Annotated in this window: 19 protein-coding genes; 7 read left to right on the plus strand and 12 right to left on the minus strand. The window is 70.0% G+C overall.

Annotated elements, in window-relative coordinates; all coding sequences use genetic code 11:
• Window positions 1–459 precede the first annotated feature (459 nt).
• Both ACFU5O_RS24785 and ACFU5O_RS24790 read left to right on the plus strand, forming a co-directional pair.
• Window positions 460–1,101, plus strand: a complete 642-nt coding sequence (locus ACFU5O_RS24785) for a cyclase (RefSeq protein WP_384243962.1) — start codon at window positions 460–462, stop codon at window positions 1,099–1,101.
• Window positions 1,102–1,254: 153 nt separating this feature from the next.
• Complete coding sequence (locus ACFU5O_RS24790; protein WP_384243964.1) at window positions 1,255–2,622, plus strand: S1 family peptidase; 1,368 nt, start codon at window positions 1,255–1,257, stop codon at window positions 2,620–2,622.
• A gap of 495 nt (window positions 2,623–3,117) precedes the next feature.
• Here ACFU5O_RS24790 and ACFU5O_RS24795 read toward each other — a convergent pair whose 3' ends face one another.
• The gene (locus ACFU5O_RS24795; protein ID WP_384243965.1) at window positions 3,118–3,363 is read right to left on the minus strand and encodes a hypothetical protein; all 246 of its coding nucleotides are present in this window, start codon (window positions 3,361–3,363) and stop codon (window positions 3,118–3,120) included.
• Between the two features lie 208 nt (window positions 3,364–3,571).
• Here ACFU5O_RS24795 and ligA point away from each other — a divergent pair, with 208 nt between their 5' ends.
• Entirely contained in the window at window positions 3,572–5,683 is a 2,112-nt protein-coding gene (ligA, locus tag ACFU5O_RS24800) for an NAD-dependent DNA ligase LigA (RefSeq protein ID WP_384243966.1), read from the plus strand.
• Window positions 5,684–5,762: 79 nt separating this feature from the next.
• Here the strand turns inward: ligA and ACFU5O_RS24805 are convergent, their stop codons facing one another.
• The 3 genes from ACFU5O_RS24805 to ACFU5O_RS24815 form a co-directional block, all read right to left on the minus strand.
• On the minus strand, window positions 5,763–6,461 hold the full coding sequence (locus ACFU5O_RS24805) for an NADPH-dependent FMN reductase (RefSeq protein WP_384243967.1): 699 nt from the start codon (window positions 6,459–6,461) through the stop codon (window positions 5,763–5,765).
• Between the two features lie 334 nt (window positions 6,462–6,795).
• Complete coding sequence (locus tag ACFU5O_RS24810; protein ID WP_384243968.1) at window positions 6,796–7,875, minus strand: MBL fold metallo-hydrolase; 1,080 nt, start codon at window positions 7,873–7,875, stop codon at window positions 6,796–6,798.
• Window positions 7,876–8,069: 194 nt separating this feature from the next.
• A complete protein-coding gene (locus ACFU5O_RS24815; protein ID WP_384243969.1) occupies window positions 8,070–8,540 on the minus strand; it encodes a MarR family winged helix-turn-helix transcriptional regulator in 471 nt (156 codons plus the stop codon).
• Window positions 8,541–8,792: 252 nt separating this feature from the next.
• Between ACFU5O_RS24815 and ACFU5O_RS24820 the strand changes: the two genes are divergently transcribed.
• Window positions 8,793–9,968: a low temperature requirement protein A gene (locus tag ACFU5O_RS24820; RefSeq protein WP_384243971.1), complete on the plus strand. Its 1,176-nt coding sequence runs from the start codon at window positions 8,793–8,795 to the stop codon at window positions 9,966–9,968.
• A 460-nt stretch (window positions 9,969–10,428) separates the two neighbouring features.
• Window positions 10,429–10,908 (plus strand): GNAT family N-acetyltransferase, encoded by a 480-nt coding sequence (locus ACFU5O_RS24825; protein ID WP_384244088.1) that lies wholly within the window; start codon window positions 10,429–10,431, stop codon window positions 10,906–10,908.
• Between the two features lie 190 nt (window positions 10,909–11,098).
• Here ACFU5O_RS24825 and ACFU5O_RS24830 read toward each other — a convergent pair whose 3' ends face one another.
• The 3 genes from ACFU5O_RS24830 to ACFU5O_RS24840 form a co-directional block, all read right to left on the minus strand.
• A complete protein-coding gene (locus tag ACFU5O_RS24830) occupies window positions 11,099–12,457 on the minus strand; it encodes an MFS transporter (RefSeq protein ID WP_384243972.1) in 1,359 nt (452 codons plus the stop codon).
• Window positions 12,458–12,676: 219 nt separating this feature from the next.
• On the minus strand, window positions 12,677–13,639 hold the full coding sequence (locus ACFU5O_RS24835) for a bile acid:sodium symporter (protein ID WP_384244089.1): 963 nt from the start codon (window positions 13,637–13,639) through the stop codon (window positions 12,677–12,679).
• 200 nt (window positions 13,640–13,839) lie between these two features.
• Window positions 13,840–14,457, minus strand: a complete 618-nt coding sequence (locus ACFU5O_RS24840; RefSeq protein WP_384243973.1) for a TetR/AcrR family transcriptional regulator — start codon at window positions 14,455–14,457, stop codon at window positions 13,840–13,842.
• 125 nt (window positions 14,458–14,582) lie between these two features.
• Between ACFU5O_RS24840 and ACFU5O_RS24845 the strand changes: the two genes are divergently transcribed.
• The gene (locus ACFU5O_RS24845; RefSeq protein ID WP_384243975.1) at window positions 14,583–15,494 is read left to right on the plus strand and encodes an alpha/beta fold hydrolase; all 912 of its coding nucleotides are present in this window, start codon (window positions 14,583–14,585) and stop codon (window positions 15,492–15,494) included.
• Window positions 15,495–15,615: 121 nt separating this feature from the next.
• Here the strand turns inward: ACFU5O_RS24845 and ACFU5O_RS24850 are convergent, their stop codons facing one another.
• Entirely contained in the window at window positions 15,616–16,155 is a 540-nt protein-coding gene (locus ACFU5O_RS24850) for a GNAT family N-acetyltransferase (RefSeq protein ID WP_384243976.1), read from the minus strand.
• Window positions 16,156–16,878: 723 nt separating this feature from the next.
• Between ACFU5O_RS24850 and ACFU5O_RS24855 the strand changes: the two genes are divergently transcribed.
• Window positions 16,879–18,609 carry a S8 family serine peptidase gene (locus ACFU5O_RS24855; protein WP_384244090.1) on the plus strand — a complete coding sequence of 577 codons (1,731 nt, stop codon included), beginning with the start codon at window positions 16,879–16,881 and terminating at the stop codon, window positions 18,607–18,609.
• Between the two features lie 129 nt (window positions 18,610–18,738).
• On the opposite strand, the gene ACFU5O_RS24860 is transcribed toward ACFU5O_RS24855, so the two are convergent.
• The 4 genes from ACFU5O_RS24860 to ACFU5O_RS24875 all read right to left on the minus strand — a co-directional run bounded on the left by ACFU5O_RS24860 (window position 18,739) and on the right by ACFU5O_RS24875 (window position 22,489).
• Complete coding sequence (locus ACFU5O_RS24860; protein WP_384243977.1) at window positions 18,739–19,527, minus strand: hypothetical protein; 789 nt, start codon at window positions 19,525–19,527, stop codon at window positions 18,739–18,741.
• A 308-nt stretch (window positions 19,528–19,835) separates the two neighbouring features.
• Window positions 19,836–21,170, minus strand: coding sequence for an MFS transporter (locus tag ACFU5O_RS24865; protein ID WP_384243979.1), 1,335 nt, complete (start codon window positions 21,168–21,170; stop codon window positions 19,836–19,838).
• A 98-nt stretch (window positions 21,171–21,268) separates the two neighbouring features.
• Complete coding sequence (locus tag ACFU5O_RS24870) at window positions 21,269–21,937, minus strand: class F sortase (RefSeq protein ID WP_384243980.1); 669 nt, start codon at window positions 21,935–21,937, stop codon at window positions 21,269–21,271.
• A 63-nt stretch (window positions 21,938–22,000) separates the two neighbouring features.
• A complete protein-coding gene (locus ACFU5O_RS24875) occupies window positions 22,001–22,489 on the minus strand; it encodes a hypothetical protein (protein ID WP_384243981.1) in 489 nt (162 codons plus the stop codon).
• Window positions 22,490–22,780 lie beyond the last annotated feature (291 nt).

Raw genomic sequence — 22,780 nt, forward strand, 5'->3', positions numbered from 1 at the left:
CGGCTCCCGCGCGGGCCTTTCCGGCCGGTACTGCTTCGGGGAGGAGCGCGAGCGTCGGGCTCAGTACCAGAAGCGCACTGAGCCTGATCGTCGTCTCCCCGGCCGCCGCGCTCGGGTGCCGGACTGCTCGTCGAGTCCGTGAGCGTCAGACACGCCGTGCCGAGCGCGAGACACGGTCGTGGGACACACCAGGCGCATGAGGGCGTTGCGACGGCGTTGCGACCCGTGGCGGGCACCGGCGGACTCGAATGGGCTGTGCATGCCCCTGGACTTCGCCACCCCTACGTGGTGACATGCCTGCGTCAACCATGCCGGCGTGGAGCGGCAGCGCTCAAAGTCTGTTGACCTGCCGGTTCGGGCTCCGGGAAACGCGACATCATCCCGGCGAATTCAGAATGCCGGGTGCCGGGTCCGCCGAAGGCATCCGGTCCGGACTCATGACGCCCCAGGAGGGTGAGAATGAGATCAGCCTTCTCACGCAAGCGATTACCCATGGCACTGGCCGCCGGGCTGGCGCTCGCCGGCATGGCCGTGGGCCCCGCCTCGGCTGCTGAAACCCCTCTCACGTTCGGATGTCAGGCCACCCCGCCCATCGGCGGGGCACAGAACTTCGACGTCGGTACCGGCGTCAACGCCACCGCGCCGGAGTCGGTCGCGTCGGGCAGCGACTTCAAGGTCACTCTCGCTCCGTCCGCGATCACGGTGCCCGGGTCGGTCAACGGGTACACGGTCAAGACCATCAGCAACATCAAACTGAGCATGCCCGTGCCCGCCAACGCGACCCTCACGGGGAAGTCGCTCTCGGGAGGCTCCGGGATCGGTTCAGGCGTTCCGAGCATCGCGGTCAGTGGCAACACCGTCGTCATGACGGTGCCCGGCCCGATCAAGGGCGGAAGTACCTTCACCCTTCCCGCCGTCAACCTGGACCTGAAGGCCGGAGCGGCCGGTACCGCCGTCACGACACAGCTCGCCGGCAGCAGTCACAGCGACCCCGGGCTCACGTTCACGGCCAGTGTGACCGTGGTGTTCTTCCCGGTCAGTGTGCCGACGTCCTGTTATCCGTCGCCCAACCCGGTGCTCAGTACGACGACCGTCGACTGACGCCGCTTCCGTCCGGCAGCCTCGTACACCGTCCGGCACCGGCAGGCCCCGGATGAACAGCACGGCGCACTTGCACGTATAGACGACGGGGCCCTGGTTCACAGGGCCCCGTACAGCTGGTGACACCGTGTCAGTACGACCTTGGGGCCGCGGATGAGGCATGCACGACGGAACCTCCAGCGGATCGTTCGGCTTGCGGCGGTCGGTGGGCTCGTCTGGGGCTCGCTGATGGTCTCCGACGCGATGGCGGGCGAACCGCCGGCGCCGGGCACCGCTGCGGGCGGCGTCCTGCGGGCCGGCGATCCGACCGAGGGTCTGGTCTCCCGGCTCGGCACATCACGTACTGCGGGCAGTTGGAGAGGAGCCGACGGCCGGCCGGTGGTCGCGGTGACCGACGAGGACGCCGCAGAGGAGGTGCGGCGGAGCGGCGCCAAGGCGAAAATGGTGCGCTACAACATGGACCGACTCCGCTCGGCCACAGCGACCCTGGGTGCCGCGCCGCGGGTGGCCGGGACGGCATGGGCGGTGGACTACGCATCGAACCAGGTCGTGGTGCACGCCGACAGCACGGTGTCCGCGTCCGACTGGTCGCGCATGTCGGACGTCGCCGAACGGATCGGCGGCTTCGTCCACATGGAACGCACCGCCGGCGCCTTCACCACGCGGCTGAACGCTGCCGCTCCGATCTTCGCGGGCTCAAGCCGCTGCTCCGCGGGCTTCAACGTGACCGACGGACGGCGCTCGTTCATCCTGACCGCCGGACACTGCGGTTCAGTGGGCACCCCCTGGTTCGGGGACCGTGAAAGGGACGCGCGGCTCGGCACCACCGTTGCCTCCAGCTTCCCGGGCGAGGACTACTCGCTCGTGAGCTACGAGAACGGCGATTCCCTCGAGGGCGCCGACATCGTGACCATCGGCGGCGGCCGGGGGGTGCGGATCATCGGCGCGGCCGACCCCGTGGTCGGGCAGCGGGTCTTCCGTAGCGGCAGCACGAGCGGGTTCCGGTCGGGGGAGGTGACCGCGCTCAATGTGACGGTCAACTATCCGGAGGGGACGGTCACCGGTCTGATCGAGACCACGGTCTGCGCGGAGCCCGGTGACAGCGGGGGTCCGATGTTCGCGGAGGGGCTTGCGCTGGGTGTCACCTCCGGGGGCAACGGGGACTGCAGGACCGGGGGCGTCACGTTCTTCCAGCCGGCGACCAAGGCGATGGCAGAGCTCGGGGTGAGTCTGATCGCGCGGCCTGAGGGCGGGGGCGGCGCGCCGGGCTCTGCGCAGGACCCCTCGTCCGCGTCGGGAGCCGGAACACCGGTGGCACCGGGACCGCCCGCCTCGCAGGGGTCGGCGATCGGACCGGGCATCGTCACCGACATCGCCGCCGGTCTCGGACCTCTCGGCGCGGTGGGTCCGGGGCTCGCCGTCATCGTGGCCAGTCTGCTCATGCTGATCGCCAGCCGCTGGATCCAGTCGGCCCAGGGCCGCCGGAACTACCGCAACTACTATTCGCAGACCTGGGCCTGAACCGGGGCGCCGGTCCCGTGCAGTCGGGCCCGGCGCACGCGGGGGATGCCGGCGCGGTGCGACGGGTCTGCGTGATGGAAGCGCCGGTGGTCATGGAGCCGGGTGCCGATGTACGGGCACGGGGCGGGCGGCCGTCACGGTCGCCCTGTGCGGGGCTGGGACCACGAGCCGCCGTGCCCGCTTTCTGCGCATCACATCGCCGTGGACCGGTCGGGGGACGAGATGTCCGGCTCCGGGGTGCTCTTCGCTGCCCGGCCCGAGGACGAGGAAAGCCCCGGCCGGATCGGGGGAATCCAGCCGGGGCGGTACAGCGTGGACGCGGAGGGCGGTCGCCTCTCGGCGAAAGGCTCCATGGGGCTTCAGCCGAACGATCTTCCCCATGGGCAAGGGGTGAGGCCCGGGGACACCGTCCCCTCCGCAGCCACATGTGGATGAACGGTGAACCATCGCCGGATGTTCCGGGGCGCCCCGCTCGAACAGTGTGAACCGGGACACTCAGGTCACCCGGATCCGCAGTTCGTACGCGGTGCCCGCGCTGATCGCCCGGGCCTGCTCACGCAGGTCGGAGGGCGTGAACGCCAGGAGAGCCCGGTCGGCGGCGCGGCGCAGCAACGGCACGATCTCGGCCGGCGGGCGTCCCTTGTGCGTGATCGCGATCTCGGCGAATGCCCGCTGATAGGTGGCGCCGTGCGGCTTGTGCGTGCTGTCGGCGAGGAGCCTGTGCAGGCTTTGCCTGCTCACGCTGATGTCTCCCACGGCAGGTCCCCTCACTGGGAGGCCCGGTCGGTCCGGGCCTTGTGTCTTCGACGTTACGAGGGAGGTCTGACAGTGAGGCCCGGCCTCGATGCGCCGCGGCTTCCGCTCGCAGCCGCACCGTCCCGGGCATTGCCGGGGCCGGAAGGTGCACGGAGCCGCCGTCAGGGCCCGATTGTCAGTGCGGGAGTGCACGATGTCGGGCATGACGAAGACTCCGGTTCTTGCCGATACCACCGCGTACGCGCAGGCGGTCGAGGACGCGGCCAAGGCGGCGGCCGCCTATTACACAGGCGGGGACAGCGGGCTCGACGACGACGCCTACGACCGGCTGGTGCAGGCAATCGCCGACTGGGAATCCGGCCACCCCGACCAGGTTCTGTCCGGCTCCCCGACCGGGAAGGTCGCGGGCGGGGCCGGGGTGGGAGACGTGCCGCACACCGTCCCGATGCTGTCGCTCGACAACGTCTTCTCCGCCGAGCAGTTCACCGCATGGGCCGCTTCCCTGGAACGTCGCATCGGCCGCCCGGTCACGGCGTGGAGCGTGGAACCGAAGCTCGACGGGCTGGCGATCGCCGCCCGCTACGAGGACGGTGTGCTCTCCCGGCTGATCACCCGTGGGAACGGCAGCGCGGGTGAGGACGTGTCGCACGCCATCGGCAGCATCCTCGGCCTGCCCGTCCGTCTCGCCGAACCGCTCAGTGTGGAGCTGCGCGGCGAGGTGCTGATGACCAACGCCCAGTTCGAGAGCGCCAACGACGTTCGTGTCCGGCACGGCGGAGCTCCGTTCGCCAACCCGCGCAACGCCGCCGCCGGCACCCTACGGGCGAAGGACCGCGCCTACACGGTGGAGATGACCTTCTTCGCGTACGGACTGCTCCCGCTACCGGCCGCCGGTGAGGCGCTCACCGACGAACTGCAACGCCTCCCGCACGGAGCGCTGATCGGGCGCGCGACCGCTCTCGGGGTGCACACCACCGCGTCGACCGAGGTGTCAGGCCGTACGGTGACCGCTGTCGAGGAGGTCCTGGCCCGTGTCGAGGAGATAGCGGCCCTTCGCGCCGAGCTGCCGTTCGGGACGGACGGGATCGTCGTCAAGGCGGACCTCGCGGCCGATCAGCTGGATGCGGGAGCCGGATCCCGTGCGCCCCGGTGGGCGATCGCGTACAAGCTCCCCGCGGTCGAGAAGATGACACGGTTGCTGGACGTGGAGTGGGCGGTCGGACGCACCGGGATCATTGCGCCCCGTGCCGTCCTTGAACCGGTGGAGATCGACGGGTCCACGGTCGGCTACGCCACCCTTCACAACCCGGCCGACATCACCCGCCGTGACCTGCGCATCGGAGACCAGGTGATGGTCTACAAAGCGGGCGACATCATCCCCCGCATCGAGGCGCCGGTGGCGCACCTGCGCACCGGTACCGAGCGGCCCGTCGTCTTCCCCGAAGTGTGCCCGCAGTGCGGTTCCGGGATCGACACCGGCGAGCAGCGGTGGCGCTGCGAGCGCGGCCGGAACTGCCATCTGGTCGCTTCGCTCTCGTATGCCGCCGGCCGGGACCAGCTCGACATCGAGGGGCTGGGCGTCACCCGTGTCGTGCAGCTCGTCGAGGCGGGCCTCGTCGCCGACATCGCCGATCTGTTCACCCTCACCCGCGACCGGCTGCTGGAACTCGACCGCATGGGCCCAACGAGCGCCGACAACCTGCTGACCGCGATCGAGCAGGCCAGGACTCGCCCGCTGAACCGAGTGCTGTGCGCGCTGGGCGTCCGCGGCACCGGGCGCTCCATGTCCCGGCGTATCGCCCGCCACTTCGCCACGATGGACGCGATCCGGCAGGCCGATGCCGATGCGGTGCAGCGGGTGGAGGGCATCGGTGTGGAAAAGGCGCCCGTGATCGTCGCGGAACTGGCGGAGCTCGCACCCGTCATCGACAAGCTGATCGCCGCCGGGGTGAACATGACCGAGCCGGGAACAACGCCCGCGTCGCTCGGCGGAGGTCTCGGCGGAGGTACGGACGCGGAAACGGAACCTGCGACGGCCGGACCCCTGGCGGGTATGACCGTGGTCGTCACCGGGGCGATGACCGGCCCGCTCGAAAGTCTCTCCCGCAACCAGATGAACGAGCTCATAGAACGCGCCGGAGGCAAGTCGTCCTCGAGTGTCTCCAAGCGAACCAGCCTGGTGGTCGCGGGGGAGGGAGCCGGGTCGAAGCGCGCCAAGGCCGAACAGCTCGAGGTCGACATCATCACCCCGGACGACTTCGCCGCGCGGGTCACCGGCTTCCTCAGCCCGGCTCCCGCGGTCTGACCCCGAAGGGCGACCGTCGGACGGAGTCCCCGCCCGCCGCGGCGACGGGGCAGCGTACTTCGCCGGGTTCGCGCACTGTTCAGCACTCCGTACGCTGTGTGACGGACGCGCTCGTGCTGTCGCCGAGGAACTCGTACCAGCGGCGCTGCAGGCAGGGGTAGAGCGTGTCCGCCTCGACCAGGTCCAGGAAGGAGCTCACGGTCGCGGCGAGGCGCTCCTGCAGTCGGGTGTCGATCAGGTCGCCGTCGTCCGTGAACGCCTGATGGGCCTGGGCCAGGCTGAACATGTCGGGGTAGACGCGAGCGCCCAGGTGCTCCAGGGGAACACGCAGCGCCCACAGCCCCCGGTTGCCGCCCACCATGGACGGGGACGCAGAGACGAGCAGCGTCTGCTTGTCCTTGAAGGGCTGGGGCCGCAGGCGCGACACCCAGTCGATGGCGTTCTTCACCACGCCCGGGACCGATGCGTTGTATTCGGGGGATGCCATGACGAAGGCATGCGCCGCCTCGATGCGGTCGCGCAGGGCGACAGCCCCCGCCGGCGGACCCTGAGCCGTTTCGGCGTCTCCGTCGTAGGAGGGAGTGTCGAAATCGCGAAGGTGGGCCAGGTCGGCCGTCGCTCCTGCACGGCCGACGAGAGAGGCGACCAAGGCGGCCAGACGCGAGTTCGTCGAACCGGTCCTGAGTGATCCGGACAGCACCAGCACACGCAGTGATTCGCGGATTCCGGGGCCGGGCTTGGTGCTCGTGCCTTCCGGGGCGCGGGGGGAATCGGTCATGATCGTGCCCTTCTCGTCGCCGGTCCAGGGCTCGCCCGGCCGTGGCGATGAGCCAGGGCGTCGGTGACGAGCCCGCTGGTGAGCAGTTGCAGTCTGCCCGCCGGCTCCCCAGGACCATCCCGGTCGGCCAGGACGTTCTGGACGAGCCGACGCGCGGACTCCGGCGTCCCGGCCGGGCGGCGCAGCCGGAAGACCGCTCCGTGCCACTCCTCCGTCCGGGTGCTCCCCCGAAACCAAGGCCAGGTTGACAGGTCAACCATTTGGTCGTGTTCCGGGGAGAGCGCCGGACCGTCCCGGTGGGTCGGCGTCGGATGTGCCGGGCGCCACGAGGTGATCAGGGCCGGACGGAGAACGGCCCGAGAACGCCGTAGTCGATCCTCAGCGCCTCGAACATCGCGAAGGCGTTGTCGTAGGTGAAGACGTCGGCGGCGCCGAGTCGGTCCACCCAGGCGGGCACGACGGCATCGGCGGTCCGCCGGGTGACGGCGTCGAGATAGGTCTTGAACACGGCCCAGGGGTTGCCCGGGTACTGCGCGAACATCGCGGTCGGGTCCACCGCGGCGATCGACTCCCGGGCGTGGCGGTCGAGGTCACGCACGTACTCGCGCTGGATCTCGACGTCCCGACGGGTGCCGAGCCGGGTGAGGTGCCCACCGACGTATGTCTCGAAGGGGAAGTCGAGCGCTTGGTCGTGGGCGTCGATCCAGCCGGGGATGTCCGTGGACATGGCGAGGTTCTTGAACGGGACCCAGCCGGGGAAGACCAGATCGACGAGCATCAGCACACGCTGCCGGGGGGCGTGGATGAAGATGTTGTCCGGGCTGTGGTTGGGGCCCTTGTAGGACAGCTTCAGAACCTGGTCCCCGACCTCGAGCCGCAGGGAGTCGGAGAAGACTCGGGTCGGCAGCGGCCGGTTCGGGTCGCGGACCTCCGCCAGGAGGTGGCGTGCGCGCTCGTGGGCGATGCGTACGGCCTTTCGCGGGAAGATCCCGGCAGCGCCGATGTGATCGGCGTGGTGGTGCGAGTAGACGACGTGGGTGACCGGCTGCGAGGTCACCTCCGCGATCGCACGGAGGATGTTGTGGCCGAGCGTCGGCGGGGCGTCCACGACCACGACGCCCGCCCCGGTCACGAGGAAGATCATCTGGTAGGTGCCGTCCGTGAGCCAGTAGAGCCCCTCACGGATCTCCTGGACGAGATATCCCTTCTCGGGGATGCGGGGTCCTTGAGCGGTCGGTGGCACGGGGGCGTAGGTGGCCGGTGCGCTGTCGGCCGCTCGCGCCGTCCCGGAGGGCAGGAGGGGCTGAAGGAGGGCAGCCGCGGCCGGTACGGACGCGGCAGCCGCGGAGTAGCGCAGCACCTTCCTGCGGCTGGGCGGGGTGCTGGCCTCGGGCTGTTCGTTCGGCGTCGACATGGCTTTGTCTCCTCTGGGCCGGGGCGATACGACACAAAACGTTGATGCATCAACTGATTTGGCTGACGTATCAACCAATGGCTGCGACGTTAGTCCTCGGAAGTTGATGCGTCAACTAAATGATGGTGAGCCCGGCCCGGCCGTGCCGACGGCGAGCCGTGCGCACGCGGCGGGCGGTGGCGTCCGCGTGCGGCCTACTCCGCGCCTGTGCTGCCGCCCAGGCCGTGCACCACGGTCTCCGAGATCTCGGCGAGGGACTCCAGCTGGTCACGCGAGAGTGCGTCGACGAAGATGCGGCGGACATTGGCCGCGTGCAGCGGTGCGACGGCGCGGATCGCGTCCAGCCCCTCGGGGGTCAGTACGGCGAAGGCGCCGCGGGCGTCGGTGGGGCAGTTCTCCCGGCGCACGAGCCCACGGCCCTCCATCCGGCGGACCTGGTGCGACAGCCGGCTCTTCTCCCACCGGGCCTGTGCGGCGAGCTCCTGCATCCGCAACCGGTGGCCCTCGGCCTCCGACAGTGGAACGAGGATGCGGTAGTCGGCCATGGACAGCTCCCCGGCCCGGCGGAGCCCCTGGTTGACGTGCTCCTCCAGGAGCTGGCTCATGGCTACGAGGCCCTGCCACGCGCGTCGTTCGACATCGTCGAGCCATCGGGGTTCAGTCACCAAGGGAGACTAGCCCTCCGGTGATTGACACATCAACCCGCGCCGTCGGGTCGATGAGGCCGGACCCGCGACCCGGTGTATTTCCGCATGACCCATGGTTCTCCGGCGGCCGTGGGGCGCCGGGGTTCGACGATCCCCGGCGGAGGCTCGCCGGCAGCAGTATCGTTCCGCGCGAGATCAGCCTGACCGCCCGACCGGGCGTCGGCTTCCATGGGGGGACTCACTGTGCCGACCGGAAGAGAGCGTTCCCGGATGATCGCCACTGAAGGCGGTCACCGGGTGACGCCCGCCGAGCTCTTCTTCGACCTGGTGTTCGTGTACGCGATCACCCAGGTCACCGCCTTGATGGCGGCAGATCCCTCGACTCTGCGGGTGCTCGGCGCGTCGGTCGTGCTCGCGCTGCTGTGGTGGTGCTGGTGCTGCTTCGCCTGGTTGGGCAATGTCGTACGAGCCGACACGGGGACCATGCCGGCCGTGCTGGTTTCGGTCATGGCGGTGGTGCTGATCGTCTCACTGGCCGTGCCCGAGGTGTACGACGACCTGCCCGGTGGTCTGTACGCGCCACTGGTCTTCGTAGTCTGCTACGGCGTGGTCCGGGTCCTGCACCTCGTCTCGTACCGGATCGCCAGCCCCGGCGACACGGCGCTCCACGCCACCCTGCGACGGACAGCGCTGCTGTCGGTGACCCCGCCGTTCCTCCTCCTGCTCGTCGGTAGCGCCTTCAGCGGTGTGACTCAGGTACTGATCTGGCTCGGAGCCGTGGTGATCGACTACGGCGGGATCTACATCACCGGCTCCTCAGGCTGGCGGGTGGTGTCGCCCGGCCATTTCGCCGAGCGGCACGGCCTGATCGTGATCATCGCGCTGGGGGAGTCGATCGTCGCGATCGGCGTCGGGGTGTCCGGCTATCCCATCTCCACGCCCATTCTGATCGCCACCGCTGCGGGCCTGTTGGTCGATGCCGGGCTGTGGTGGCTGTACTTCCACCATCTCAGCGAGACCGCGGAGAAGCGGCTGAACGCGCTGGAGGGCGACGACCGCACTCGCCTGGCACGCGACGCCTACACCTTCCTGCATCTGCCGCTCGTCGCGGGAATCGTGCTCACCGCACTCGGTACCAAGGCGGTCCTGCATCAGGTGGCCGACACCGAGCACTACGACCTGTACGAGCCTCTGCACGGGGTCGTCGCCTGGTCGCTCGCCGGGGGTGTGGGCGTATTCCTGCTGGCGGCCGCGGCGATCCTGCTGCGTACAGGCGGACGCAGGCCGCCCGTCCTCGTCTTGGGCGGGTTCTGCTGTCTGGCCGCGGGGGCGCTGGTCGCCCTCGTCCCCGCGCTGCTCGCGCTGGGACTCCTGGCCGCGGCGGTGGTCACGCTCGTCGTTCTGCACAGCGGGAGGGCCGGTACCACCGGTACGAGTACGGCTTGAACGTGGCTGCGGACGGGCAGCGCGGCGGCCGAGCGGAAATTCAGTTCCTCACGACGACCTGGATCAGGCAGCATCGGGGGTGATGGGCATGCTGAACGGAGTGGCGGACCGAGTCGCCGGTGGAGAAACCGTGGAGTTCAGGCCCAGCGGCTCCTCCATGGTCCCCCTGATACGCAGTCGGCAGCAGGTCGTCGTCGGCCCGGTCGATCCGGCGAGACTTGACGTCGGTGACATCGTTCTCGCCCGTGTCGCCGGCACCGTGTATCTGCATCTCGTATCGGCGGTGGACAGGCCGAGGAAGCGGGTGCAGATCAGCAACAACCGAGGGCGCGTGAACGGCTGGACGAGCCACGACCGGGTCTTCGGTATCTGTCTGGCCGTCGACGGGGTACGCAGGCCGCGTACGGAGGGCAAGCTCCGGGGGCCCGCGGTCAGGACGACCGCTCTCGCCACCGAGCGGCTGGATCTGCTGCCACTGCTCACCGGGCATGCCGAAGAGATGGCACAGGCCCTCTCCGACCCCGCTCTGCACACGTTCATCGGTGGCACTCCCGACACGTCACAGCAACTGCGTGCCCGCTACAGGCGCTTGGAGACAGGTTCGCCCGACCCGGCCGTCTCCTGGTGCAACTGGGTGGTCGGGCTGCGTGAAGAGGCATGTCTGGTGGGCACGGTGCAAGCGACGGTCCACCGCTCCGCCGACGGGCTCGAGGCCGAGCTTGCCTGGGTCGTCGGAACGCCGTGGCAGGGAAGGGGAATCGCCAGGGAGGCAGCCCTCGGGACGGTCGCCTGGCTCGCCCGGCAATCCGTGCACACCCTCGTCGCCCATATCCACCCCGACCATCGTGCGTCGGCTTCCGTCGCGGCGGCCTGCGGCTTGGCGCCGACGGACCGATGGGACGGGGGAGAGGTCAGATGGCAGGGGAACATCAGGACGTGACGTGACGTGACGTACGTGGCGTGACCTGGCGCCGGGAACCCGGACGTCCTGGTTGCGCGCACGTGACGGTCCCATGTCCGCCCGAACGAGGTATCCGTTCAGGCGGACGCCCCTGGCCGCCGCGGCCCGGCCCTCCCCGCCAACTGGTGCCGCACCGCGTAGCCTTCCGGGTCAGCAGGGACTGCCGGGCCTACCGGCCGTCAGTACTGCCCTCCGGACCGCGCACGTCCGCGTATTCGTCACCCCGGCCACCGGGGCGTAGAAAACGCGGCCTGCTCAGGACAAGGGCGACGGCCGCATACGGCAGGGCAAGGAGCGCGAAGGTGGTGCCGTGCGATACGCGGGTGGACAGTGCGGCGTAGGTTCCGTACACCAGCAGCGTGCCAAGGCCTGAGCCGAGACCGGCGAGGGACGTCACCGTCGCGCGGTTCGGACCGGTGATGGCCTCCTGGAGGCGGGCATCGACCAGTACGTCCGCCAACTGGAACACGAGGAAGCCGGCGCCGACCAGAACGAACCCGGTGGGACTTCCCAGTATCGCCCCGCCCGCGAGCGCGCCCGCCGCGGTCGCGACCGCCACGCCCAGAGCCCGTGACGAGAGACGCTCGCCGGGCCCCACGAGCAGCGAACCGAGCGTCACGCCGCCCCAGACGATCAGGACCAGCCAGGGGACGGTCGTCGTGGCCACTCCGGTGGAGGCGGCCAACAGCGGTACGTACTCGTCGAGGGCGCCCCAGAGGGAGGTCAGCGCCACGGACAGGATGAGGGCATTGCGTACCGGTCGGCTGCCTCCCGCCTCCCTGAGACCGGCACGCAGCACCCCGAAGAAGCCCGCGGACTTCCGGGACTCGGACTTCCGGGACTCGGGCGACCGAGAATCGGACGATCGGGGCTCGGAGGATCGGGGCTCGGCCGGCCGGGACCCGGACGACCGCGATCCGGTAGGGGCCGGCCGGACGGCAGTACGGTTCTCGGGCATCATCAATCCGGCCACCGAGCAGAGCAGGCACGCGCCGATGCTGGCCGCACCCAGAACTCTGTGGCTGCCCCATGCGAAAACGGGACCCGCGGCTGCCGTGGCGGCTGCCGTCGCGACCGTGCTCACGGCCGAGGTCCGCCCCATGACGCCGGCGTAGCGCCCCGTCGCACCGAGCCGCTCGAGTTCGTCGTGCACCAGCGCCTCCATAGCGCCGGAACGCAGGGATCCGCCGACGGCCCACAGCACGAATCCCGCGGCGAAGCCCCCGTAGGACGGGACGATCACCCACAGCGCGAAACCGGCCGCCGCCAACAGGGGTCCGACGACCATCATCAGGCGCCGGGACACGACATCGGCCCATACGCCCGACGGGACTTCCACCAGAAGTCCGGTCAGGGACCAGAGGGCGAACAGCGAGGAGATCTCGGCGGTGCTCAGGCCGTGCTCGGCGAAGAGCAGCGCGTAGAACGGGTAGAGCAGGACGAAATCCTCAAGTCCCGCATAGGTGTAGAGAGTCCGCTCGAGCCGGCGCACACCGGGCGCGAGCGGGCACGACGAAGAGGCGAGCATGAACACTGGTCCTTCTGCAGAACGGGCGGGGACACCGGGGTGCTCACCCGGGCGGCGGCCCGCGGCAGTCCGTTCCAGGACCTGTGGCAGAGGATCAATGTCGTCGTCTCATGGGCGCGAGTCTACGGTCCGGCAGCGGACCCCGCCCACGCATTTCTCGGGACGCACGCGGTCGGGACCGGCCGGCTGCCGGTCCGCCCTTCTTCGGCCCGGGCAGGCTCACGTGCGTTCGGCGACCTCGTCGTCGGCAGGGACGAGACGGGGGACGAGGCGGACGTAGACCACCATGCCGACGACCTCGACGAGGGTCTGTGTGACCACGACGACCGCTGCGACGGCGAGGTCGTCGGGAAGGGCCAGGGCGAGCGGAAGCACGACGAGGGAGTTACGGGTCGCACCGGTGAAGATCACGGCCCGGGCTGCTCCGGTGTCGAGGCGGAAGAGCCGGGCGATCTCCTTTCCGGCGAAGGCCATGACGAGCAGGAAGGCGGCGTAGAACGGGACGACCGCGGCCACGTCGGTGAGGTTTCCCCCGAGCCGGGGCACCTGGGAGGCGACGACGACCAGCAGGGTCGCGGCCATCAGCGGCACCGTCGCGGTGGTCGCCGCGTCGGACGCCTTCCGCCCGGCCGGGTGCCGTCCGCCCCAGGCCTGGAGGCCCCACGCCAGGGTGAGGGGGACGACGATCAGGACGAGGAAGGCCTCCACGAACGGTCCGGCGTCGACGATGTCGGCCAGTTCCGGCCCCATGAACGCGAACAGGAAGAGCGGGAGCAGCAGCATCTGCACCACCAGGAGCAGCGGGGTCGCGGCCAGCAGCCGGCGGGCGGCCCCGCCGGCCAGTCCGCTGAAGACGATCACGTAGTCCACACACGGACACAGCAGGACGAGCAGTACGCCCAACCGCACCGCCTGGTCGGCCGGTAGGAAGGCGAACATCGCGGCGACGACCAGCGGTACGACCACGAAGTTCACGGCCAGCGTCGCAGAGAGGAAACGGCCGTCCTTCAACGAGCGGAGCAGCTCCCCGGCGGGGACCTGGAGGAACGTGACGAACAGCAGGGCACCGAGGACCGGGTTGATGGCGTGCTCCAGAGCGGGCCCGGCCGCCGGGGCGGCACCTCCGATCGCGGCTCCGGCGGCCATCGCGGCGAGGTAGATCACGACCTGGTGATCTTCCATCCGCTCTGCCGGACCCTTTGCTTCGTGCGGCACCCTGACGACTCCCTCGATGTGGCCCGGTGCCCATCCTCACAGGCCGGCACCGAAGCGTGCCGCGCCCCATCAGGCGGGTGGGTCGTCGGACGTGACCCAGTGGCCGCAGGCGGCACATCCGGCACGGTCGGCACCGACACAGGTCCGCGAGCCCGTCCGCGAGGTGATCAGCCGCTGCGCCCGCCGTCCTGGAAGATTCCGTCCAGACGGTAGTTCAGGACAGCGACGGCGGATTCCGGGCTCCGCTGGCCCACCAGAGTGCTCGTGCCGAGCCCCGCGGACATGGTGAGCAGGCTGATCGCCTCGAGTCGCGGGTCCATGCCGGGCCGGGTGAGTTGCGCCTCCTGCGCCTGCCTGAGCAGTTCGGTCAGTGCGTCCTCTGCGGCATCGGGCTGCTTGATGAAGGGCTGGGCGGCGAGCGCCTCGTCGGTCATGGCCAGAGCGGCGTACGAGGTGAAGACGAGGTGGAGCGTGCGGCTCTCTTCGTCGGTGGGCAACGACGCCGTCAGCAGCGCCTCGACCATCGCGCGCGGTCCCGGGCTGTCCCCGGCGGCCCGGACCCGGGCGGCCACCCGTTCGCCGAACCCCTCGGCCAGGTGCCGCAGCCCGTGGAGCAGCAGCTTCTCCTTGGTCTCGAAGTAGTACTGCACCAGCCGCAGTGACACGCCCGCCTCCGCCGCGACATCGCGCATCCCCACGGCGTGCAGTCCGCGCCGCCCCGCGACCCGGAGGAGTGCCTCGGCGATCTCGGCACGCCGTTCTTCGTGGTCCACGCGCTTGGGCATCGGCCGCGTCTCCGCTCCTCGGTTCCACCGGTCCGGCCCTTTCCGGGCCTACTTGATGATACATCTGTACCACCAACGTGGTACGGTCGTATCACGAAAATGGATACTGCCGGAGGTGGCCGACCGTGCCCGAGACAACGACCCGCACCCAGGCCGATGTCGGCCGCTATGTGAACGAAGCCTTGCGGGACCGCTACTTCGCGGCCTGCGACGCGGTCCACGCGCTGGGGGCAACCGTTCGCGCCGAGACTGATGTGGAGACGGGCTTCGGTACCACGCACGTCTACCGGTACGGCCCGGCGGACCCGGCTGCCGAGTCCCGCACGCCCGTCGTCCTGGTGCACGGGGCGGGCAGCTGCTCGGCCATGTGGTACCCGAACACCCCCGCGCTCAGCGCCGATCGCCCCGTCTATGCGGTCGACACCCCGGGCGATCCGGGGCGCAGCGTGCAGCACTCTCCCATCCACCAGCCCGAACGTGCCGCGCAGTGGCTGGAGGAGACGCTGGCCGGCCTCGGCCTCGAACGCGTCCATCTCGTCGGTTCCTCCTACGGCGGATGGCTTGCGCTCAACCAGGCACACCGAAGGCCCGGACGTCTTGCCTCTGTCACTCTGCTCGACCCGGGCGGCCTGGAGAAGGTCGGTCTCCGCTTCTTCGTCTGGATCTTCGTCAGCCTTTTCGCGACCTTCGCGCCCAAGGCGATGCGCCCACGTCTGGCAGCCCGGCTGGAGCAGCCGGTCCTCGTCGTCCCGGAGCTGCGCGCGATGATCAGGGCCGGCGTCCGCGCCTACCGGATACGCCGGCCGGTTCCGCTTCCCTTGTCCGAGGACGAACTGAGCACCATTCGTACCCCGCTGTATCTGGTACTCGGCAAGCGGAGCCTCCTCGTACACCCGACGCGGCAGGCGGAACGCGTCCCGCGGTTGATACCGGGTGCCCGCGCCGAGATCGTGCCCCGTACCGGCCACGGACCGCAGATCGACCACGCAGAGGAGGTCAACAGCCGGATGCTGAGTTTCATGGGCTCCTTCGACTGAATGCTGCCGGCGCCGGCGCCGGCGCCGGTCGGCGTACGGGGGAGGGCGGGTGTGCGGTGGCACGGGCGCGGTGTCGGGTTCCGGTTGTCCGTCCGTCCGTCCGCCCGCCCGTGCCGTCGCCTCAGTCGTCGGAACCTGTTGGGGTGCCACCGCGGTACACGGCCTGGCGCGCTCCGTACTCGACGAGTTCACCGGTGCAGCGCATCCCGAGCGACTCGAGCAGGATGCGTGATGCGGTGTTCGCGGCCTGTGTCACGGCGACGATCTGCTCCGTCCCCGGGACGCTGCGCAGCGCCCATTCGACGGCTGCTCCGACGGCTTCCCGGCCGACTCCCCTGCCCCAGTGCTCGGGGAGCAGGGTGTACGACACCTCTGTCGCGCCGCGTGAGGAGTGGGGTTCGACGGTGACCGTCCCCAGCACGGTCCTCGTCCGAAGGTCGGTGACGGCGAACACACCGGGCATGCCGGGGATCCTGGACCGCCGGATCCTGATCTTCTCCTCCGTCACCGGCCCGCCCAGATACTGCCGTACGCGCTCGTCTCTCCAGAGACGCTCGACAGCGTCCAGATCCTGTGCGGTGACGGGGCGCATACAGAGCCGGGGAGTGTGCACGGTGGCCGGCCACCATGGAGCCCTCACCGGGGTGCTGAGTTCACTCATCCGCCCAGCCTGGCAGCTCGCGTCCGCTCTTTGCCGTCTGTTGGTGCAGGCCGGCGGAGCTGCCTGCGACGAAGGCGGCGCCTGGTCCGGATGCGACGGCGGACTCGCGCCCGGCAACGTGCCACGGCTGACTGACGGCGAGTTGGGGCCCCATGCATGCCTTCCGGCGTGGTCCGCGACGCCGCGAGGGAGCGTGTCCTGCCGGCCCGAAGAGCTTGAGCGACGGCACTCGGGCGAGTGAATCCCCGAGCACGCGAAGGCCACCCCGGTGCGCGGCAACGAGATGGACGCCCGGCGTCGGCCCTCCCACTCTGCGGTGAGACGCCGCCACATCAACTGCTCGGTCGGATCGGCACTGTTCGCGAGAGCCGAGGCCTGGTGACCGGCCTCTCCCGTACTCGTGGGTTCCGTTGCCACTCGGCCGAGGTCGGGGTGCGTCATGTGCACTCCTCGGCACGGTCAGGGGTTGTTGTGGCCACCACGTCAGGAGCTGGGACGGAGCCAGTTGTGGGCGCTCATCGGCTGCCGCGAGCAGGCCGGTTCATGCCCAACCACCTCTGGGTGAAGCTCACTTGTGTGATCGAACTCTTCCCAATCCAGGTCGGAGTCTGACATCTTGCGTCCACCACTTCCCACACTCGGCCCGTTCGGCACCACCAACGCCACGGGCTTCTGGAGGACGTCTTGCTCACCCTCATATCCAGCCGGCTCAGACGCTCGGTCGTGGCCACTGCCGCTCTGGTCGCGGCTGCGGCGTTCGTGACCCCCGTCGGGTCGGCCCACGCCGCCCCGAGCGCGCCTTCGGCCCCCACGGCCTCGTCGGCCGCTGGTACCCGGGCCTATCTGGTCGTCACCGCGCCGGGGGACACCTCGGCCGTGCGGACCGCGGTCACGAACAACGGCGGCACGGTGTTCGCGTACTACGACGCGATCGGAGTGATCGTGGCGCACTCGGCGTCCACGGCCTTCGCGGGCACCATGCGCGGTGTCAGCGGGGTTCAGCAGGTCGGCGCGACCCGTACCTCGGACGTTCCGGCCGACGCGTACAACCCCACGCTGCCCGCCACGCCCACGCAGTCCACGACCACACTCACCGAGTCCAACCGCTGGGACATGACCCAGATCAAGGCCGACAAGGCGTGGGCCGTGACCACAGGCTCCTCCGCCGTCAAGGTCGGTGTGCTCGACACCGGTGTCGACGACCTGCACCAGGACATCGCGCCCAACTTCAACGCGGCCGACTCCGTCTCCTGTGCCTACGGCAAGGCGGACACCCGGACCGGCGCATGGCGCGATGTGGACGAGCACGGCACGCATGTGGCGGGAACGATCGCGGCTGCCAAGAACGGCAAGGGCGTCATCGGCGTCGCCCCCGGCGTGAAGATCTCCTCCGTCCGGATCGCCGAGCCGAACAGCACGCTGTTCTTCGCCGAGAACACCATCTGCGGCTTCATGTGGGCCGGTGACCACGGCTTCAAGGTCACCAACAACAGCTACTACACCGATCCGTGGCAGTTCAACTGCCCGGACAACGTGGACCAGGCGGCCATCATCGAGGGCGTCAGGCGCGCCCAGGAGTACGCCGAGAACAAGGGCTCGCTGCAGGTCGCCGCGGCGGGCAACTCCAACTACGACCTGGCGAACAAGCGCACCGACACCGAGAGCCCGAACGACTCGACCCCGGTCACCCGCACCATCACCAACGCCTGCATCGACATCCCGACCGAGCTGCCCGGCGTGGTGACCGTCGCGGCCATGGGCAACGGCAACGTCAAGGCCTCGTACTCCAACTTCGGCCGGAACATCATCGATGTCGCGGCCCCGGGCGGCGACGGCGCGTCGGGTGTCTACTCGACGCTGCCGGGCGGCAAGTACGGCAACATGAACGGCACGTCGATGGCGTCCCCGCACGTCGCGGGTGTGGCCGCGCTGCTGGCGAGCACCAACCCCACGGCCACACCGGCGGATCTGCGGGCCAAGCTGGCCGGACAGGCCAACGACACCGCCTGCCCCTCCGACAGCCGGTGCACGGGCACGACCGCCAACAACGCGTTCTTCGGGGAGGGCCAGGTCGACGCGCTCAAGGCGGTCGGCGGGACGCCGCCGCCCGGCGCGTACTTCGAGAACGTCGCCGATGTCGCCATCGCCGACAACGCCACCGTGGAGTCCCCGATCACCGTGTCCGGTGTCAGCGGCAACGCCCCGGCGACCCTCAAGGTCGGTGTGGACATCAAGCACACCTACCGCGGCGACCTCGTGGTCTCACTCGTGGCCCCCGACGGCACGGTCTACACGCTCGAGGACTTCCCGAACAACGACGGCACCGACAACGTCGCCAAGACGTACACGGTGAACGCGTCCTCCGAGGTGGCGGCAGGCACCTGGAAGCTGCGCGTCCGTGACCTGGCCTCCCAGGACACCGGAAAGATCGACGCCTGGAACCTGACCTTCTAGTCGCACGTGGGCAGCGGGTCCCGGGGAGCGCCTTTCGCGGCTTCCCCGGGACCTGCCCGCTCCGGCGGCACGGACCGCTTCGGGCAACGCGGCGGCGTCGTCCCCCGGAAGCGGCGCGGGCGGAGCGCGTCAGTAATCGCGTACCAGCAGATACGCGGACCGGCCCGGCCGCACCCGGCGGCAGGACACGGCCGCGTAGCCGTCGGCGAGCAGACCGGTCAGCTCCGCGGCCACGGCGCCCTGCAGCGTCCTCGCCTCACGCAGTGTGAAGCGGTCGTGGTCGGGCCAGTCCTCGGGGACGGTCAGCAGTGCGCGGCCGTCGCCGCTGCGGACCACATGACCCGGTTCCGTGGGAGCGGGAGGCAGCCCGCGCCACTGCTCGTACCGGGAGCCGGCCGGCACCGCCAGTTCCCAGTCGACGATCAGCCGGTCCGTGGCCAGGCCATGCGGCTCCTCGCCGTAGAAGTCCGGTATGAACACCCGGGCCCTGCCGCCGAGCACATCCAGGTTGAAGTGGGCGTTGCGGGACTTCAGCGGGTCGTAGGACCAACGCATGAGGGTCACCCCTGCGGAGAGCGCGGCTTCCGCCTGTGCCCGCTTGAGCGCCCGTCCCACGCCGCTGTTGCGGCGGTCGGCGACCACCCCGGCGGCCTGCGAGTACAGATACAGCCGACCGGTCTGTGGCTCCTGGGCCAGGAAGCCGTAGGTGAATCCGACCGGCCGTTCGCCTTCCCACGCTCCGATGACCACGCCGCTGTGCGTGTTCATCGCGGACAGCAGGCGCGGGCTGATCCCGTGCGCGGCGTCGTCGAAGACGTGACGGTACAGCTCGGCGAAGGCGACGAGCTCCCCGGCGCCGACCGCTCGCCGGACCACGAGTCCGGCAGGCGGCGCAGGCGCGAGGGTGAGTTCTTCCACGGCAGTTCCTTTGGGTAGAGATTCGCGGAGAGTGATGAGGGTGATGAACTGTCGCCGGTTCGCAGGCGATCGGTCAAGAGAAACGCCACACTGGTTGACCGGGCGTCCGGGCCCGGGAAAGCGCAGGTGAACAGCGCAAAAAGACGGGGCGCCGACCCGTACCGCCACGGCTTCCCAGGGTCATGCGGGCGGGCCGGGTCACCTGGACGGGTGGTGCGAACCGACAAACTCGCCATCTCCTGCCGGGCCGTCGAGCGCAGGGAAGCCGACGTCCTTGTCGGCAGCGGTGCCAGGACCTCGCCGCACCGTCAGCGTGTCCTGGTGTCGCCCGCCTCGCGTCGGGACGGGATCAGCATTGTCTGAGTGAGCGCGGCAGCCGCCAGAACCCCGGCCGTGAGGTAGAAACCGGAGGTGAACGCTCCGCCGGGCAGGGGAGCCGCACCGGAGTGGGCGTGAAGGAGCGCGGCACCCACGAGCGCCGTGCCGAGCGTCCCGCCGACCTGCAGGCACATCTCCAGCAGCCCGGACGCACCGCCGCGACGGTTCGGAGCCGGAGCCGCCATCGCGACCGACATCGCCGGGTTGTAGACGAACGGGATCGACGCACCCCAGATCAGCAGGGCCGCGCCGAACGGCCAATAGCTATGGCTGTCGGCGGCGGCGCCCATCAACGCGAACCCGAGCGCTCCGCCGGCCGCGCCCGCCACCGTCAGTTTCCGGGGACCGAAGCGCCGGGCCAGTGTTCCGGTCATCGGCGCGAGGATCACGGTGGGCACCATGGCGGGGAGCATGGCGAGACCGGCTGCCGAGGGGCTCAGACCGAGCGCGTCCTGCACGTAGACGGCCCCGTAGATCACCGCTGTCATGAAGCTGAACTGCGCACAGAAGACCATGACCGCCGAGCCCAGGAATCTGCGGTCGGCCAGGAGCCCCACGTCCACCAGGGGCACCCTGCGCCGCGTCTCGATGCGTACGAAGGCGCCCAACAGCGCCAGCCCGCCGCCCAGCAGCGCGAAGAAGGCACCGACGGGAAGTCCCTGACCACCTGACTGCATGAGGGCGGTCACCACCATCCCGAGACCGGCGACCGAGGTGACCAGGCCCCAGCTGTCGAAGCCGCCCGGCACGGTGCGCACCGGTTGCCGCCCGACCCTCACGCACATGATCAGGAGGACGGCCGCCGCGGGCAGAAGGTTCACGAAGAAGACCGAGCGCCATCCGAGGCTCTCCGTCAGCAGTCCGCCCACCAATGGAGCCGCGGCGAGGGCGACCGAGGCGCCGCCGACGTAGGTGCCGATCGCCCTGCCCAGCCGGTCCGGCGGAAAGGCGTCCGTGATGAGCGCCATGGTCTGGGGCACCATGGCGGCGGCGGCCGCGCCCTGGACCGCGCGCGCCGCCACCAGTGCGCCGCCGTTCCCGGACAGCCCGCACAGAAGCGATGTCACGGCGAAGCACACGGTTCCGAGCATGAACATCCGCCGGGCACCGAAGAGATCCCCGAACCGGCCGCCCGCCGCCGCGAGAGCGGCGAAGGCGAGGATGTAGGCGTTGGGGACCCAATGGGACAGCGCGATGCTCATCCCGAGGTCGTCCCTGATGGTGGGGAGCGCCACCCCGACGACCGTCTCGTCCGCGAACGTCATGCCCAGGGCGATGCTCGAGGCCGTGAGCACCCATCGCTGTCGTCGCGCGTCCGTCGCACCCGTGGATGGGCCCGTTGCCTCCTCGCGAACCATGAGCCTTATCGCGTCCGGGTCAGGGACGCGTAGACCACCGTGTTGCCGAGGTATCCCGAGGTCCTGTTGTAGCCGCCACCGCACGTGATGATCCGCAGTTGCGGAGCAGCGGTGCTGCGATAGACCTTCCTGGTGGGGAACTTCTTCTTGGAGTACACCTCGACCGCGTCCACGGTGAACACCGCGGTGCGCCTGTCCTTGCGGGTGATCTCGATCCTGCTCCCCTTGGTCAGTGAGCCGAGGGAGAAGAAGACGGCGCGACCGGTGGGGGTGTCGACGTGGCCCGCCACCACGGCCGTGCCGGAGTCGCCGGGAGCGGGTCCCTTCGCGTACCAGCCCGCGACGCCGGCCTTTCCGGCAGGTGGCAGCTTGAGCGCGCCGGTCTTGTCCAGCCCGGCCTTCGCCATCGGCGCATTGACCTTGATCGCGGGGATGCGCAGTCTGACCGGGACCGACTGGGACCGCGAGCCGGTCATCCCGCGCACCGTCGGCGGGTGGTGGGCGGTCGGCCGGACCGGCCCCGCTCGCGCGGCCCCGGGCGGGACGTGGGCCTGGGCGGCGGACGGCTGGGGAGCCGTCTCGCCGCGCAGCCCCTGGATGAGCAGGTAGATGCCGATCAGCAGGATGACGGCGAGAGTCCTGGTCGTTCTGACGGGGACGGTTGAGCGTGCCATGGCGTTCCGCGTTTCGGTCCGGATGTGCGCTGTCGGCGGTTCCGGTCGGCTCCGGCCGACCGGTCAGGCGGTGCCGCCGTTGGTGCGACGACGCATCATGATCACGCCGCCGGCCGTTGCGCAGAGGACCAGCGCGGAGCCCACCACGATCTCGGTGCCGTTCAGCCCGTCGGCGCCGCCGAATCCACCGCGGACGGGACCGTTCGGATGGTCGGCGACCTCGAAGCTCGTCTCCAAGCGGATTCCAGGGGGGCATTTGACCGTGATCGAGTAGGTGCCGTCCTCGGTCGAGTTCGGGACGGTGAAGTCGCCCGAGAGCTCCCCGTCACGGTGACCCTCGGTCAGATTGATCTGGCCGCCCTCCTCCGCCTGGCCCTTGGCGTACGCCACGTCCGGCCCGCACTCCTCCGTGCTGACCGTGACGGTCGAGCCCGGGGAAGCCACATGGGGACTGACGCGGACATCGGACTCGTCGGCTCCCGCCGCGGAGGCGGAGAGAGCGGAGGCGATCACGACGAGGGCGCCACAGGCGAGAACACGTGCAGTGCTCATGTCACCACTTCCGGGGAGCGCGGGGCAGGACCTGCTGGTCCCGGCGAGGACGCCGCGCTCGTGAGCTCAAGACAAGCAGCTCACGGCGGCCTGACGGCCTGTCCGGAGCGGGCCTGCGGTTGCGTAGGGGAGTGCGCTCACGTCATTCGCACTGGTCGCACGGGTCGTAATAGTCCTAAAGGCGGAATATCAGATTAATGTGGCGAACGGGTGGCCGTGTCGCGCGTCTTCCGCCGTGTCGGCGAAAAGGGCTGACGGGCCGACAGATGCCGACCTGACCGTGGTTGCTCC

This window comes from Streptomyces sp. NPDC057445 (genome assembly GCF_042802855.1).
Taxonomy (GTDB): Bacteria; Actinomycetota; Actinomycetes; order Streptomycetales; family Streptomycetaceae; genus Streptomyces.

Excerpts from the sequence above, each read along its gene's own strand:
- ACFU5O_RS24785 (WP_384243962.1), top strand. The coding sequence starts at position 460 with ATGAGATCAGCCTTCTCACGCAAGCGATTACCCATGGCACTGGCCGCC.
- ACFU5O_RS24790 (WP_384243964.1), top strand. The coding sequence starts at position 1,255 with ATGAGGCATGCACGACGGAACCTCCAGCGGATCGTTCGGCTTGCGGCG.
- ligA (WP_384243966.1), top strand. The coding sequence starts at position 3,572 with ATGTCGGGCATGACGAAGACTCCGGTTCTTGCCGATACCACCGCGTAC.
- ACFU5O_RS24805 (WP_384243967.1), bottom strand. The coding sequence starts at position 6,461 with ATGACCGATTCCCCCCGCGCCCCGGAAGGCACGAGCACCAAGCCCGGC.
- ACFU5O_RS24810 (WP_384243968.1), bottom strand. The coding sequence starts at position 7,875 with ATGTCGACGCCGAACGAACAGCCCGAGGCCAGCACCCCGCCCAGCCGC.
- ACFU5O_RS24820 (WP_384243971.1), top strand. The coding sequence starts at position 8,793 with ATGATCGCCACTGAAGGCGGTCACCGGGTGACGCCCGCCGAGCTCTTC.
- ACFU5O_RS24830 (WP_384243972.1), bottom strand. The coding sequence starts at position 12,457 with ATGCTCGCCTCTTCGTCGTGCCCGCTCGCGCCCGGTGTGCGCCGGCTC.
- ACFU5O_RS24835 (WP_384244089.1), bottom strand. The coding sequence starts at position 13,639 with ATGGAAGATCACCAGGTCGTGATCTACCTCGCCGCGATGGCCGCCGGA.
- ACFU5O_RS24840 (WP_384243973.1), bottom strand. The coding sequence starts at position 14,457 with ATGCCCAAGCGCGTGGACCACGAAGAACGGCGTGCCGAGATCGCCGAG.
- ACFU5O_RS24850 (WP_384243976.1), bottom strand. The coding sequence starts at position 16,155 with ATGAGTGAACTCAGCACCCCGGTGAGGGCTCCATGGTGGCCGGCCACC.
- ACFU5O_RS24865 (WP_384243979.1), bottom strand. The coding sequence starts at position 21,170 with ATGACGTTCGCGGACGAGACGGTCGTCGGGGTGGCGCTCCCCACCATC.
- ACFU5O_RS24870 (WP_384243980.1), bottom strand. The coding sequence starts at position 21,937 with ATGGCACGCTCAACCGTCCCCGTCAGAACGACCAGGACTCTCGCCGTC.
- ACFU5O_RS24875 (WP_384243981.1), bottom strand. The coding sequence starts at position 22,489 with ATGAGCACTGCACGTGTTCTCGCCTGTGGCGCCCTCGTCGTGATCGCC.